Origin of the sequence: Streptomyces sp. NPDC048349 (assembly GCF_040651925.1) — a bacterium.
Lineage (GTDB): Bacteria > Actinomycetota > Actinomycetes > Streptomycetales > Streptomycetaceae > Streptomyces.
The window spans coordinates 38,609-53,111 of sequence record NZ_JBEZLA010000027.1 but is presented as its reverse complement, the minus strand read 5'-3'; the positions used below and the strand labels follow the sequence as shown (position 1 = coordinate 53,111).

Below are 14,503 nucleotides of genomic sequence, written 5' to 3'. Positions count from 1 at the left end.
GGAGGAGAGTGGAAGGACGGACACGTGTGCATGCCACGGCAGCGTGTCGGCCCGGGGCGAGAGCGGGAGTGCTGTTGTGAACCACCAGGACCGCGACACTCAGAGGCAGCGCATGCTGGCCGGTCTGCTGTCGGCGAGCCACCTGATGCCGCTGGAGCGCGTGCCGGCCGAGACGGCCGCGAACGCGGCGGAGGTCGGCTTCACCCAGGTGCTGATCTACTTGGTGGACTTGCAGGGCGACGTCATGAGCCTGCTGTCCGAAGAGGAGTTCGGGTCCGAGCCCGTGGCGGTCGGTGAGGAGACCGAGCTGAAGGTCGAGGGCACCGTGGCGGGGCGCGCGTTCCAGTACGGGCAAGTCCTCGCCGGCGCCGATCACGATGAGGGCGGTGGCTGCTGGTGGGTGCCGCTGGTCGACGGCACCGAGCGTCTGGGTGTCCTGCGGATCACCACCGCCCTCCGTGATCCGCGAGCCGTGGAGGACATGAAGCTGCTGGCAGCCCTGGTCGCCCTGATCATCGACAGCAAGAGGCGCAGCAGTGACTTCCATGCCCGGCTGACGCGTACCCGGCCGCTGAACGTCGCGGCGGAGATGCAGTGGCATCTGATGCCGCCGCCGACCTACGCGGACGGACGGGTGGTGATCTCCGCGGCGATGGAGCCGGCCTACGAGATCAGCGGCGACGCCTACGACTACGCGACCGCCGGTCATGTGGTGCACCTGTCGCTCTTCGACGCCATGGGACACGACACCGCCGCCGGGCTGACCGCGAACCTGGCCACGGGCACCTGCCGCAACTCGCGCCGCCAGGGAGCGGGGCTGGTGGAGACCAGCGAGAGGATCGAGGAGGTACTCGTCGAGCAGTACGGACAGAGCCGGTACATCACCGGAATCCTCGCCGACCTCGACGCTCGCACCGGGAGCTTGACCTGGGTGAACCGGGGCCATCATCCGCCGGTGATCATCCGGGGCGGCCGCTGGAGCACTCTGCTGAACTGTCCGCCCGCCCATCCCATGGGCACCCGACTGGACCTTCCGGTCTCCCTGTGCCAGGACCAGCTGGAGCCCGGTGACCGGCTCGTGCTCTACACCGACGGCATCACCGAAGCGCGCCGGGCCGGGCCGGAGGAATTCGGCCTGGGCAGGTTCATCGACTTCCTCATCCGCCACCACGCCGACGGCCTGCCCGTCCCCGAAACGCTGCGCCGCCTCATCCACGCCGTCCTCGAACACCATGAAGGCCGGCTCCAGGACGACGCCACCGTCCTGCTCTGCGAATGGATGGGCCCGACCCCGCACCCCACCTTCCGAGCGGCCGCCCTGGCGGGCCTGCCCGTAGGCGACCTGCCGCAGACCGGCTGAGCGCCGCACACCGGCCGGTGGTTCGGGTCACCTTGGTCGTGCCCGGCACGAGCGTGCACGCCGTCCGCTGCCGGGGTGGCCGGGGAGGCGAGTCGTCCCCGGATGGCCCGTCTCCGCGGACACCGGCCTGACCGTCAAGAGCAGTGGCCCAGCACCGCCTCGACCACCTGGCCGACGGTGATGCGCAGGAGCCGGGCATCGGGCAGCGATGCGTGGGCGTCGCCCGGCCACAAGGGGTCCTCACCCGCGCCGGGACACCACAGCACCCGGTGTTTCGGGTGCGGGGGCGGGCCCCACAGGCGGGGGGCCACAGGACCGAAGAGGATGACGGACCGGGTCCCCAGGGCCGTCGCGAGGTGCGCCAGGCCCGTGTCGCCGACCAGGACACAGCGCGCACCGGCCACCAGTGCGCAGAGCTCGGGGAAGGGCACGTCACCGGAGCCGCCGATCACCGCTTCCGGTGGCAGTCCGGCGTCCCTCGCCACCCGCCGCGCGAGCGCCCCCTCGCCCGCGCCCGCGGTGACGACCACGTCCTGGCCCGCTCGGCGCAGAGCACGTACGACGGCTGCGAACCGTTCCGGGGGCCAGCGGCGGGAGCCGGCATCGGCGCCGGGGTGGACGACGACGGCGCCCGGGGCGGGCGAGGCGCACGCAGGGGCGGCGATCGAGAGGTCCGCGGGGTCGGCCTCGATGCCGTACCAGCGCAGCAGGCGGCACCAGCGCTCCCGCTCGTGCTCGTCGTCGCGCCACTCGGGCCCGAGGACGTCCGGGGTCTCCACGTGCCGGTAGGCGAGGAGCCGGCGCGGCCGCAGCCGCTGGAGGAGCAGGTGGCTGGGCGGCCCGTTGCCGTGGAGGTCGACGGCCAGCTCCGGCGGGGGTCCCTGCCAGCTCAGTTCGCCGGGCACGCCGCGTCCTCGCGCGGTCGTGGGCAGGACCCGGTCCACGAGGCCGGTGGCGACGGCGACGGCGGCCAGCCGGCCGGGTGCGGCCAGGACGATGTCGCGGTCCGGCATGCTCCTGCGCAGGGCCCGCAGGCAGGGCACCACCGTCAGCAGGTCGCCGAGGCCCAGCGCCCGGAGGACCAGTACCCGGGGGCGGCCGTCCGCCCGTGCCTCCCCCGTCGGAGCCGGGCCCGCCCGCTCGTGCACGCTCATGAGGTCCTTCCGCAGCTCGCAAGTGGGGGGCGGGGCCGCTCGGCCGACCGGTTTCGCCGGTCAGGACCCGCGCCTGGCGGTGCTCCTCCCGGGGCGCCGCCGGGCCGGTGCGACCGTGGGGAAGCCGCGTCGCGACTGCCGTACTCCACTGTCCCGAGGTCGGCCCTCCGGGGCACGCCGGGTTGGGCCGCACGGTGTCCGGGCCGGTTCCGGGCGGCCGCTGTGAGCAAACACACCGGCTGCCCCGTCGGCCTTGGCGGGCCAGGGCCCGGGGCCCTGCCGGCGCCCCGTCGGGCGCCTCGGGTCCCCGATGGGGGCGAGAGGTTCTGCCACCATGGTCCGCGGGCCGTTCCTCCCCCCTTCTGCTGCCGGGCGTCGCCGTGCGCGTCGGCGGCGTGGAGCGCCCGTTTCCTCCCCGCTCCGCCTGCCGCCTCTTGCGCTTCGCGCTCCGTCCTGGGTCCTTCCTGTGTCTGCCACTCTTTCCGCGTCCCCGTCCGCCCCCGCTCCCGACCGCTCTCCGTGGCGGTCCCTCCGCTACCGCAGCATGCGCTGGTGGACCGTCGCGAACTTCGTGTCCAACGCGGGCACCTGGATGCAGCTGACGGTGCAGAACCTCCTGGTCCTCCAGATCACGGGATCGGCCGCCGCCACCGGCCTGTCCGTGTCGATCCAGATGGCGCCCGGCCTGCTCCTCGGCCTGTTCGGCGGCGCGGCCGTCGACCGCTGGCCCCTCAAGCTGACCGCCGCCGTCGCGCAGGCCCTGCTGGGTGCCGTGGCGCTGGTGACGGCCGTGCTCGTCGCGCTGGGCCGCCTCGACCTCCCGGTCCTGCTGGCGCTGGCCGCGGTGACCGGTCTGATCGCCACCGTCGACGGTCCCGCGTGCGCGTTGCTCGGCAACGATCTCGTCCGGGCCGCGGACGTGCCTTCCGCCATCGGGGTGGGCTCGCTCGTCCACAGCGCCGGGCGACTCGCGGGCGCCGCACTCGCCGGCGTGGCCGTCGGCTTCCTGGGCACGGCGGCGGCCTACGCGGCCAACGGCCTGTCGTTCCTGTTCGTGGCCTGCGTCATCCCGTTCCTCAAGGCAGCACGCCCGTCCGGGGCGACTCACCGGGGCGTACCCGCTCCCGCCGCGCCGCCTGCGCCCGACGAGGCCGCCGCGCGGAGCATGAGCGCCCGGGAGGGGCTCGCGTTCTTCATGCGGCGCCCCCGCCTGGTCGCACTCGCCGCGCTGAACGGGGTCAGCGCGCTGTTCGGCCGCAACTACTCGCTCACCCTGGTGGTCCTGGTCACCGGGCCCCTCGCCGGTGACGCGGGTTCCTTCAGCAAGGTTTCCACGGTGCTGGCCGCCGGCGGGATCGTCGGTGCGGTCCTGGGCGCCCGGCTGCGCAGGCCGAGCGTGCGCATGGTGGCCGTCCTGACCCTGGCCGGGGCCCTCCTGCAGGTCCTCGCCGGCCTGGCCCCCTCCCTCCTGGTGCTCCTGGTCCTCGTCCTGCCCATGGCGGTGGCGGAATCGGTCGGGGACACCGCACAGTCCACGGTGCTCCAGACCGACCCGCCCGCTTCCATGAGGGGCCGTGTGCTCGGCGCCTGGTCGAGCATCCGCACCGTGTGGGGCCTGGCGGCGCCGCCGATGCTGGGCCTGTTCATGGAGCTGGCCGGTGTACGGGTCACGCTGATCGTGGGCGGACTGGCCATCGCGGCGTTCGTGACCACGGGGTACCTGCTGAAGGGCCGCAAGCCCCGCAGCGGGACGCTGATTTCGGTGACGGAGGCGGCGCTGCCCGCCCGGGCCCGGCTGAGCACCGCCGCCTGACCGGTGCGGGGTACGGCGCGCAGGGGTGCCCTGGTCCCGGTCGGGACCCTTCGCGTACCGGCCCGGTCCGCTCAGGGCGCGGGCCGGGCACCCGAAGCCGCCCGGGCGGCGCGGTCGGCGAGGCCGGTCGTGGAGCGGCCGTCGAGGTAGGGCAGGACGACGGCCTGACCGCCCCAGGCGTGCAGTGCCCGCGCCTCCGGCAGGTCGTCGGCCGAGTAGTCGCCGCCCTTGACCCACACGTCCGGCCGCAGCCGGCCCAGCAGGGTCTCCGGCGTGTCCTCCTCGAAGGCCACGACGGCGTCGACGCTGCCGAGCGCCGCCAGCACCCGCACGCGGTCCTCCAACGGGTTCAGCGGGCGGCCCGGCCCCTTCAGCCGCCGCAGCGAGGCGTCCGAGTTCACGCAGACGATCAGGCAGTCACCGATCCGCCGCGCGCTGTCCAGCAGGCCGACGTGTCCGGCGTGGAGCAGGTCGAAGCAGCCTCCCGTGGCGACCACCGTGCCGCCGCGCGCCCGTACGCTCGCGGCCGTCGCGAACGCGTCGCCACCCGCCGGCGGGGCGGAGCCGGTGGCGGGGGGCGTCCGCCACAGGGCGGGGTCGCACGCGCCACCCGCCGCCACGAAGGCCGCGGCCGAGGCCACTCCCAGCTGTACCGCCTCCTCCGGCAGGCTTCCGTCCGCGAGGGCGCAGGCCGCCACGGCGGCGAAGCAGTCGCCCGCTCCGCACGGATCGCCCACGGCCCGGTACGGGGACGGTACGAGCATGGGCGCGGCGGACAGGGGCCGGGTCAGCAGGACTCCGCGTTCGCCCAGGGTCACGGCCACCGCAGCGGCGCTCCACTGCTCCGCCAGCTCCGCGCCGCGCCGGGCGTGCGCCCCCAGGGAGTCGCCCCCGTCGGGGCGCAGCGCGGTCGCCTCCGCCGCGTTCGGTGTCACCAGGCGGGCTCCGGGCACCGGTGGTCCGCCCCGCGGGTGCGGGTCCCACACCAGCGGGACGCGGCGCGCCGTGTCGGTCAGCAGCGGCCGCAGCGCCTGTGCGGTGCCCCGTCCGTAGTCCGCGACGAGGACGGCGTGCGCATCGGCCAGTGCCCGGCCCGCGGCAGCGTCGGCGGAGCCGACCCGGCCGCCGCCCCGGTCGACCCGGACCAGGGGGCGGCCGTCTGCCAGGACCCGTGTCTTGACCGGCAGCGAGCCTTCCAGCGGGAGCTCCACCAACCGGACCCGGCCGTCCAGTGCCTCCCGTACCCGGTTGCTGGCACTGTCCTCGCCCAGTGCCGTGATCAGGACGACTTCCCGGCCGGAGCGGGCGGCCAGCACCGCGGCCAGTCCCGCGCCTCCGGGTCGTGAAAGGTCGTCAGTGACGTCGACCACGGGCGCCGGGGCATCCGGGGCGAGACGGGAGACGACCCCTCGGACGTCGCGGTCCAGCAGGACGTCACCGACCACGACCAGCGGTTCGCGCACGCTCACCGGGTCCTCCTGACGGTGGCGACGGCCCGCCGGGGCGCCGTCCTGACCGCGGCGGTGCCCGGGGAGGCGAGGGCCGCGTCGAAGGACTCGCACAGCAGGTGCACGGCCACCAGGTGTGCCTCCTGCACGGTCGCCGTCGAGGCGGCGTCGATGCACAGGGCCTGGTCGGCTGCCTCCGCCAGCGGGTTGGGGGCGGCTCCGGTCAGCGCCCAGACCTCCACGCCCGCCGCGCGGGCCGTCATCGCGGCCGACAGCAGATTGCCGCTGCGTCCCGACGTCGACAGCAGGACCAGGACGTCACCGTCCCGGCCGTGTGCCGCGACCTGCCGGGCGAAGACCTGCTCGAATCCGTAGTCATTGCCGATCGCGGTGACACTGGACGTCTCTGCGTGCAGGGCGATGGCCGAGTAGGCGGGCCGCTCCTCCCGGTAGCGGCCGACCAGCTCCGCGGTCAGGTGCTGTGCCTGGGCGGCACTTCCGCCGTTGCCGGCCGCGAGCAGGCGGCCTCCGGCGGGCAGCACCGCGGCGAGCCGGTGACCCCAGCGGGCGAGCTGGTCCAGACCGTGGGCGCGCAGGCGTCTGAGCGCGTCCTCCAGTTCCTGGCAGTGCTGGCGGGCTCCAGTGGTTGCGGAAGATCGGCTCATGGCGTCGGTGCGGCCGCTCGGGAGAACAGTCCGCACCCCACCTCCTTCAGGCAATCGGGTACTGCGCGGAGACCGGTCCCGTCGTGATCGGCCGGAGGGGTTCATCGGACGGAAGCCGGACGGACAGGAAGCCGGACGAACCGAAGCCGGACTGACGGAAGCCGGACGGACGGACGACCGGCAGGGGGCTCATGTCGTCGTCCCGGCGGCCACGAGCCGCCCGGCGAGCACCGAACGGTAGGACCGTTCCGTCGCCGCGGCGACCTGGGGCCAGCCGTATCGGCTCAGGACCCGCTGCCGCCCGGCGGCCCCGTAGGCGCGCCGTGCCGTGTCGTCGGCCAGCAGTTCGGCGGTGGCCGCCGCGAGCGCGCGGGCGTCCCCGGGCGGCACGAGGCGCCCGGTCTCGCGGTCGGCGACCGTGTCCTGCTGTCCGCCGACGGCGCTGGCCACGACCGGCCGGCCGCAGGCCATGGCCTCCAGCGGCACGATGCCGAACGGCTCGTAGTCCGCCGGGCACAGCACGACGTCGGCGCTGCGCAGCAGGGCCGGCACGCGGTCGCAGGGCACCGCGCCGACGAAGCGCACGCGGTCGAGGACTCCCGCCCGCCGGGCGACGGCGCGCAACCGCCGCACCTCGGGGTCGGCGTCGAGGAGGTCGGGCGCGGGGCCGCCCGCGATCAGGAGCTCGGCCTCCGGCAGGTGGGCGAGAGCGGCGATGGACACGGCCGCTCCCTTGCGGGGGACGAGCCGGCCCAATTGCAGCAGCCGGTGGCGGTGGGCGGTTCCGCGCTCGGCGACCGGCCCGTCCGGCCGGAACCGCTCGGTGTCCACCCCGCACGGAACGACGTCGGCCTTGTCACCGGGGACGCCCATCCGGGCGAGTTCGGTGACCTCGTCGCGGCAGGTCGCCACGACCCGGTCACAGCCGAATCCGACCTCCCGCTCGCAACCGATGCGTGAGGGCGGACTGGTGTCGGCGGCTCCCTGGTGCCGCCGCTTGACGGTTCCCAGCGCGTGGTAGGTGTGCAGCATCGGCAGACCCAGCTCCCGCGCCGCCGCCAGTGAGGCGAGCCCGGACATCCAGAAGTGGGAGTGGATCAGGTCGGGGGGACCGGTCTGCTGCCAGTGGCGCATCAGGTAGTACGAGAACTCCCGCATGTGCGGGAGCAGTTCGTCCTTGGGCAAGGGTTCGGCCGGTCCGGCCGGCACGTGGTGGACCGTCACGCCGCGGCGCAGCCGGCTGCTGGCCGGCAGGTCACGGGAATCCCTGCGCGTGTACACCGTGACGCGGTGGCCCCGGTCGGCCAACGCCCCGGCGAGGCAGGCGACGTGGACGTTCTGGCCGCCGGCGTCGACACCGCCGAGCGCCGCGAGGGGGCTGGCGTGCTCGGAGACCAGGGCCAACGACAGGGGCGGGAGCCGGTGGGGCGACCGTATCGGACGGGTGGTGAGGGGTGTCATGACCGTACCTCCGTCATCAGGCGCTCCCAGTCGGCCAGGAAGCGTTTGAGGCCGTACCGTTCGAGCGCGGCCTGACGGGCACGCGCGCCGTCCTCGGCTGCCGCCTGGGGTTCGTTGAGGTAGTGGACGACTGCCCCGGCCAGCACGTCCGGCCGGGTGGACAGGACCCCCGTGCCGGGCGGGACGGCCTCCACGGCCTCCGTGGCGGCGAGGGCGACGACGGGCATGCCCAGGTGCATGGCCTCCACCAGCGACAGTCCCAGCGAGGTCCAGCGCACGGGGTGCAGGTACAGGCGGCGCTCCGCCATCGCCGGGTGCAGCTCGCGCTGGGGCAGCTCGTAGGCCCGGCACCGCTCCTGCGGCAGGCCCAGGTGCCCGGCGAGGCCCCGGGTGCCCATGCCGAAGACGTCCAGCGGCGCCGCCCGGGCCAGCTCGGGCAGGAGGTCCGTACCGGTGTGACGGCCCCGCCTGACCGGTTCGTTCGTCACCACCGCCGCGCGGGGGAGCACACCGGTGTAGAGGTGCCCGGGGTCGACGATGCCGTGTTCGATGACCTCGGTGCGGGTGGCGCCGTTGTCCCAGAACAGCCGGTTGAAATGGGTGACGTGGACCAGTGTCAGGTCCCGGCGGTCGGCGCAGGGGTGGCGGGTGCGCGGTACGTCGCCGTCCGGTGCGTTGTGCTCCAGGTACACGGCGGGGACGTCGCGTCCCGGGCGGCGGCCCAGCCAGCGCTCGGCCAGTTCCATTTCGTGGGGCCGCTGGAGCACGACGAGGTCCACCGGTGCGTCGGCCAGTTCGGCCGGGGTGACCTCCCGCACCGTATCGGGCCAGCTGAAAGTACGGGCGCGGCCCAGCCCGTCGGGCCCCCGGTCCGGGGTGACCGGTACCAGGTAGGTGTGCGGTCCCTGGACGAACGCGGTCGTCCAGGAACCGTGAACGTGCCACAGCAGGATGTTCATACGGTCACTCCTCCGTCGGTCTCGCTCGGCTCGGGCGGTCGCGGTCTGCGGCCGCCGGGCGGGCCGTCCGTGAGGAGTCCGGCGACAGCCGCCAGCACCTCGTCGTCATCCACCGAGTCCAGACAGGGGTGCCCTGCAACGGGGCAGACCCGCGCCCTGCTGCCGGCGCACGAAGCCCGCTGGTCGCCGAGCAGCACGTGCGGTACCCGGTAGGGCCGCCACCGGCGGGCCGGCACCACGGGTGCGAACAGGCACACCACGGGGGTGCCCACGGCGGCGGCCAGATGGGTCGGGCCCGTGTTGCCCGCCACCACGACCTGCGCGGCGGCCAGGACCCCGGCCAGCTCGTGCAGGTCGCCCGTGACGCCGCCCAGGTCGAGTCCGTGACGGCCGGCCACCGCGGCGGTCAGCCCCTTCTCCGCAGGGCTGCCCGTGACCACCACCCGGTGCCCCGCCTCGTGCAGCGCGGCCGCGGCGCGCGTGGCCCTGGCCGGGCTCCAGGCCCGGGCGGCCACCGCGGCTCCCGGATGCAGCACCACGTACGGTTCGGGTCCGGTCAACCGCGTCGTGTCGGGCGGGACGCACACCCGCAGGGCGCCGTCGTCGCCGTCGGGCAGCGCGAAGCCGAAGTCGCGCACCAGGTCCAGGGCCGCGTCCGCCTCGTGGCGGTCCGGCAGCCGGTGGTGGCGCAGCGCGAGCAGGGATCCCGGGTACTCCTCGCAGTCGGCCGCGACCTGCTCCACTCCCGCGAGGGCGAGCAGCAGGGCCGCCGGCAACGGGCTCTGGTGATGGGACACCAGGATCACGCCGCGGTCGAAGCGGCCGGCCGCCAGGGCGTCGACCAGCAGGCCGCACTCCTCGCGCGAGGTGCGGCCCGGCTCCAGCCCCACCCAGGGGGCCTCGTACACCAGCACCTGGTCCACGCCGGGCAACAGGCGCGCGGCCGCGACACCCTGTGGCCCGCAGAGCAGCGTGGTGTGGGAGGAGCAGGCCGCCACCGCGCGCACGGCAGGACCGGCCAGCAGCACGTCCCCGGCGCTGTCGAGGCGTACGACGAGGCTGCGCGGGGCGCTCATCCGCCACCACCGACCCCGCGAAGCCGCTCGCGCAGGGGGCCGCGCGCCACGACGTCCGTGCCCCGGCCGGCTCCGGAGCCCGCCGGGGAGGAGACGAGCCGGACGGCGGCGAGCAGATCGCACGCCGTCTCGTCGGCGGCCGCGACCTCTTCGGCGCGGGTGACGGGCGTCGGCACCAGCACCCCGCGGGCCCCCGCGGCGGCGGCGGCCCGCACGTCGGAGCCGATGTCCCCGACGACCACCGTGCGTTCGGGGGCCGCGCCCAGCCGCTCGCACGCGGCGAGGATCAGGCCCGGTGCGGGCTTGCGGCAGCCACAGCCGTCCGCGGGGCCGTGCGGGCACACGGCCCAGACGTCGAACGGACCGAACAGTTCGTCCACGCGTCGGCGCACCGCCGCCACGTGCTCCTGCGTCAGGAGCCCGCGGGCGACGCCCGACTGGTTGCTCACGACCCCGACCGGAATCCCGAGCTCGCGCAGCGCGGTGACCGCGGCCCGTGCCGTGGGCATCGGGCGGACCCGGGCCGGGTCGCCGTTGTACGGGACGTCGACGACGAGCGTGCCGTCACGGTCGAAGAGGACCGCTTCCGCAAGCCGGCCCGCCGTCCCGGACCGGCTCGGGGTCCTGGCCGCCCCGGGGGAGCCCCACAGCCAGGGGACGGCCCCGGTCGGGGCCCCACGGGCGCACGTGCCCGGGACGGGCCGGTTCCTCATGACCGCACCCGTTCGCGGGGGGCATCTTCCGGAGCCGCCGCCCGGGTCCCGGGCGGCGCCGCCGGGTCGGCCCGGCGGACACGGCGGTGCAGGACCGCCCCGCGCAGCCAGTGCCAGACCGCCACGGCGGGGATGACCGTGCTCGTGGCCGTCATGGTGGCGATCTCGGACCGGGTGCGCGGACCGGGTGCGATCCGGGCGGCGGCGAACTCGGCGGTGCCCACCAGCCAGCCGGCCGCGCACCACGCGGCGGCGCGCCTCCTGCCGGCCAGCGCACAGCCCACGGCCGCGGCGGCGGCCGAGGTCACGGCGGCATGGCGCGGCAGCCGCCCGCGGGGAGCGCCCGCCCTGCCCCACCAGTCGTGTCCGTGCAGTCGGCCCATCAGTACGTCGTCGGCGTTGCCGGCCTGGAGCCGAACCGAAATCCAGCGGTCTGCGGGCCGGACCGGGTGGGTGGTACGGCGGCTTCCGGGGGCCAGGACCCAGCCGCCTTCGATCAGGCGCAGGGCCAGCTCGGCATCCTCGCGAAAGGCGCGCCCGAAGCGCTCGTCGAAGCCGCCGGCGGCGTCCAACGCCTCCCGGCGGAAGGCCATGTCGGCGGTGATCCAGCGGGCGGTGGCCAGTCCTGCGGTGTTGCGCTCCCAGTCCGTGGGACGGCGGCCGGGCGGAAGGGGGACGTCGATGCGCGCCGTGACGGCCGCGGTGTCACGGGAGGCGGAAGCCAGGTCACCGGCGAGGTCCTCGCCCCAGCTCCGTCCGGGCACCACGTCGTCGTCGAGGAACACGATCCAGGGCACCCCGACCGCCGCCCGCATTCCCGTGTTGCGGGCGGCCGCGGGACCCCGGCCCCGGCCGGCCACGACGGTGGTGATCGGGCGCAGCGCCGGGGGAACGTCCAGAGCGGGCGGGGTTCCGTCGGGACCGGGACGGTCGTGGACGAGAACGATCCGCACGGGGCCGCGCCCGGAGGCCGTCGCAGCCGCCACGCCGTCCAGGCAGGCCCTGAGGCTGGGCCGGCCGAGGGTGGGCACGACGACTGCGTACGCAGGCGGAGTCGCGGACGCCTGGAGCACGGCGGTCACCCTTCCTCTGCGGGACGGAAGATGGCGTCCCGACGGACGGCGTACGGCCCGATGGCCAACAGGTCCACCGGCGACGAGCCGAAGCACTCCAGAGCGTCCCGGGGGTCGTCGACCATCGGCCGGCCGGCGGTGTTCAGACTGGTGTTGACGACGACCGGCAGTCCGGTGCGCCGTTCGAACTCGGTGAGCATCCGCGCCACCAGGGGCTCGCGCTCCGGATCCACGGTCTGGATGCGGGCCGTGCCGTCGACGTGGACCACCGCGGGGATGCGCTCGCGCCAGTCGGCAGCCACGTCGTGCACGAACAGCATGTACGGGCTGGGCAGCGGTCCGTCGAAGATCTCGGCCGCCCGCTCGGCGATCACCATCGGGGCCACGGGGCGGAACTGTTCACGGCCCTTGACGTCGTTGAGGCGCTCCAGGTTGCCCGCGTGCCCGGGATGCGCCAGCAGCGAGCGGTGTCCCAGGGCCCGCGGCCCGAACTCCGCACGCCCCTGGAACCAGGCCACGATGGCGTTGTCGGCGAGCGCCTCGGCGACGGTGGCCGCGATGTCCGGGGGCCGCTCGAAGGGGACCCCCGCCGTCTTGAGCCAGGCGCCGAGTTCCGCGTCCGACCAGTCCCGGCCCAGATCCGCGCCGGCCATGGGCTCGGGGGTGTCCCCCGCCCCGGCGGCGAGGAGCAGCGCGGAACCCAGCGCCGTTCCCGCGTCCCCGGCGGCCGGCTGGACCCACACGCGGGAGAAGGGACCCTCGCGGGCGATGCGGGAGTTGGCCACGCAGTTCAGTGCGACGCCCCCGGCCAGGGTGAGCACGTCGTCGTGGGTGCGGCCGTGGAGCCAGCGGACCAGGTCGAGCAGCGTCTCTTCCAAGACGGCCTGGGCACTCGCGGCGAGATCGGCGTGGGCCCCGCTCCACGGCTCGTCCGGGCCGCGGGGCGGACAGAGCTCGCTCCAGGGGACGCCGGTGGCACGGAAGCCGCCGTCGCCCGTGGGGTACACGTGGCGGCGGAGCTCGGCCAGCATCCGCGGGCTTCCGTGGGAGGCGAGTGCCATCACCTTGAACTCGTCGGAGGACCTCAGGAAGCCCAGGTGCTCGGTGAGTTCCTCGTAGACGAGTCCGAGTGAGTGCGGCAGGTCCTGCGCGTACAGCGGCTCCAGCGTGTCGCCCCTGCGGCGGGCCGCCAGGTGCGAAGCGCGTTCGCCTCGTCCGTCGAGGACCAGGACGGAACTGCGGTCCGCGCCGTCGGCCGCGAACGCCCCGGACGCGGCGTGGGCCATGTGGTGCGGAACGAAACGCACGAGGCCGGGGTCGAGGCCGGGCAGGGCGGTCGCCAGGAACCCCGGGGCTTCGCGCGCATACGTCTGGCGGAGGTGGTCCCACGGGTCGTGCAGACCCATGGCGTCGGCCGGGCGCGCCAGAGCGGGGTCGTAGGAGTACGCCACGGCGTCGAGGTCCTGCGGACGCAGACCGGCACGCCTCAGGCACCAGGCCGCGGCCTGCTCCGGCAGTTCCCAGGCGGAGAAGGGCACCGGCCGCTTGCCGTGCTTGCGACGGGAGAACCGCTCCTCCTCGGCGGCGGCGACCGTACGGCCGTCGACGACGAGTGCGGCGGAAGGGTCGTGGAAGAGCGCGTTGATTCCGAGGATGCGCATGACGGAGGGGACCTTTCGGCTGGGGGGAGCCGGGCGGGCCGGCGGGGGCGGCCGCCGGTGAGGCACAAGGGCGCCGAAAAGGGGTCAGCCGTCACCCTCGGCGCGGAACCAGGCGATCGTGCGGCGCAGTCCGTCCTCGGCCGCCACGCGCGGCTCCCACTGGAGCTTGTCCCGCGCCAGCGTGATGTCCGGGCAGCGCACGGTCGGGTCGTCGGTCGGCCGCTCGACGAAGGTGATCTCCGAGGAGGAACCGGTCAGTTCGACGATCCAGCGGGCCAGCTCCAGCATGGTGAGCTCGGCGGGGTTGCCGAGGTTCACGGGCCCCCGCATCCCTTGGTCGGCCGCCGCGAGGATGCCTGCGACGGTGTCCTCGACGTAACACAGCGAACGGGTCTGCAGGCCGTCGCCGGTGACGGTCAGCGGGGTACCGGCCAGCGCCTGGCGGATGAACGTGGGAACGGCGCGGCCGTCGTAGCCCCGCATGCGCGGACCATAGGTGTTGAACAGCCGCACGATGCACACGTCGGTGCCCAGGGCCGAGGCGTGAGCGGTGCTCAGCGCCTCGCTGAAACGTTTTGCCTCGTCGTAGACGCTGCGGGGGCCGACGGGGTTGACGTGGCCCCAGTACCGCTCGTTCTGGGGGTGCTCCTGCGGATCACCGTAGACCTCGGACGTGGAGGCGAGCACGAAGCGGGCCTCGCTGCGGTGTGCGAGTTCCAGGGCGTTGCGCGTGCCGAGGCTGCCGGCCTCCAGGGTGTGCAGCGGAAGCCGGAGGTAATCGGCGGGGGAAGCAGGGGAGGCCAGGTGCAGCACGAGGTCCGGGTCCATGGGGACAGTGAAGGGCCGCGAGACGTTCGTCTTCTGCAGGGTGAATCCGGGATGGTCCGCCAGTTCCGAGATGTTCTGCGGCCGCCCCGTGCTGAAGTCGTCGACACAGGTGACGGCGGTCCCCGCGGCCAGCAGGGCGGAGCACAGGTGGGACCCGACGAAGCCTGCGCCGCCGGTGACGACGGCGTGCTTCCAGCGCGGCGCATGCGATGAGCCCATGGTGATCTCCTCGACGGCAGGGACAGCGCGGGACGCGGGAACCGGGAGGGGTCCTACTGGCCCGCTCATCCCG

At 74.8% G+C, this 14,503-nt stretch carries 12 protein-coding genes; 2 read left to right on the top strand and 10 right to left on the bottom strand.

Features of this window, described 5'->3' with window-relative positions; all coding sequences use genetic code 11:
* The first annotated feature begins 112 nt into the window (after positions 1 to 112).
* Positions 113 to 1,360 carry a PP2C family protein-serine/threonine phosphatase gene (locus tag AB0D44_RS16955; RefSeq protein ID WP_362590978.1) on the top strand — a complete coding sequence of 416 codons (1,248 nt, stop codon included), beginning with the start codon at positions 113 to 115 and terminating at the stop codon, positions 1,358 to 1,360.
* A gap of 134 nt (positions 1,361 to 1,494) precedes the next feature.
* Here AB0D44_RS16955 and AB0D44_RS16950 read toward each other — a convergent pair whose 3' ends face one another.
* Positions 1,495 to 2,514: a glycosyltransferase family 9 protein gene (locus AB0D44_RS16950; protein WP_362590889.1), complete on the bottom strand. Its 1,020-nt coding sequence runs from the start codon at positions 2,512 to 2,514 to the stop codon at positions 1,495 to 1,497.
* Positions 2,515 to 2,980: 466 nt separating this feature from the next.
* Here AB0D44_RS16950 and AB0D44_RS16945 point away from each other — a divergent pair, with 466 nt between their 5' ends.
* Complete coding sequence (locus AB0D44_RS16945) at positions 2,981 to 4,327, top strand: MFS transporter (RefSeq protein ID WP_362590886.1); 1,347 nt, start codon at positions 2,981 to 2,983, stop codon at positions 4,325 to 4,327.
* A 71-nt stretch (positions 4,328 to 4,398) separates the two neighbouring features.
* Here AB0D44_RS16945 and rfaE2 read toward each other — a convergent pair whose 3' ends face one another.
* The 9 genes from rfaE2 to AB0D44_RS16900 all read right to left on the bottom strand — a co-directional run bounded on the left by rfaE2 (position 4,399) and on the right by AB0D44_RS16900 (position 14,430).
* Positions 4,399 to 5,796 carry a D-glycero-beta-D-manno-heptose 1-phosphate adenylyltransferase gene (gene rfaE2 / locus AB0D44_RS16940; protein WP_362590883.1) on the bottom strand — a complete coding sequence of 466 codons (1,398 nt, stop codon included), beginning with the start codon at positions 5,794 to 5,796 and terminating at the stop codon, positions 4,399 to 4,401.
* Complete coding sequence (locus AB0D44_RS16935; RefSeq protein WP_362590975.1) at positions 5,793 to 6,440, bottom strand: SIS domain-containing protein; 648 nt, start codon at positions 6,438 to 6,440, stop codon at positions 5,793 to 5,795. The genes rfaE2 and AB0D44_RS16935 overlap by 4 nt, the downstream gene beginning before the upstream one ends.
* Before the next feature lie 189 nt (positions 6,441 to 6,629).
* Positions 6,630 to 7,901 carry a glycosyltransferase gene (locus tag AB0D44_RS16930; protein WP_362590881.1) on the bottom strand — a complete coding sequence of 424 codons (1,272 nt, stop codon included), beginning with the start codon at positions 7,899 to 7,901 and terminating at the stop codon, positions 6,630 to 6,632.
* Positions 7,898 to 8,860: a glycosyltransferase gene (locus tag AB0D44_RS16925; protein ID WP_362590878.1), complete on the bottom strand. Its 963-nt coding sequence runs from the start codon at positions 8,858 to 8,860 to the stop codon at positions 7,898 to 7,900. Before AB0D44_RS16925 ends, AB0D44_RS16930 begins: the two co-directional genes overlap by 4 nt.
* On the bottom strand, positions 8,857 to 9,936 hold the full coding sequence (locus AB0D44_RS16920) for a glycosyltransferase family 9 protein (RefSeq protein WP_362590875.1): 1,080 nt from the start codon (positions 9,934 to 9,936) through the stop codon (positions 8,857 to 8,859). The genes AB0D44_RS16925 and AB0D44_RS16920 overlap by 4 nt, the downstream gene beginning before the upstream one ends.
* Positions 9,933 to 10,649 carry an HAD-IIIA family hydrolase gene (locus AB0D44_RS16915; protein ID WP_362590872.1) on the bottom strand — a complete coding sequence of 239 codons (717 nt, stop codon included), beginning with the start codon at positions 10,647 to 10,649 and terminating at the stop codon, positions 9,933 to 9,935. The genes AB0D44_RS16920 and AB0D44_RS16915 overlap by 4 nt, the downstream gene beginning before the upstream one ends.
* Positions 10,646 to 11,731 carry a glycosyltransferase gene (locus AB0D44_RS16910; RefSeq protein WP_362590869.1) on the bottom strand — a complete coding sequence of 362 codons (1,086 nt, stop codon included), beginning with the start codon at positions 11,729 to 11,731 and terminating at the stop codon, positions 10,646 to 10,648. The genes AB0D44_RS16915 and AB0D44_RS16910 overlap by 4 nt, the downstream gene beginning before the upstream one ends.
* A complete protein-coding gene (locus AB0D44_RS16905) occupies positions 11,728 to 13,383 on the bottom strand; it encodes a carbamoyltransferase C-terminal domain-containing protein (protein WP_362590866.1) in 1,656 nt (551 codons plus the stop codon). Before AB0D44_RS16905 ends, AB0D44_RS16910 begins: the two co-directional genes overlap by 4 nt.
* An 84-nt stretch (positions 13,384 to 13,467) precedes the next feature.
* Positions 13,468 to 14,430 carry an NAD-dependent epimerase/dehydratase family protein gene (locus tag AB0D44_RS16900; protein ID WP_362590863.1) on the bottom strand — a complete coding sequence of 321 codons (963 nt, stop codon included), beginning with the start codon at positions 14,428 to 14,430 and terminating at the stop codon, positions 13,468 to 13,470.
* Between the last annotated feature and the right edge of the window lie 73 nt (positions 14,431 to 14,503).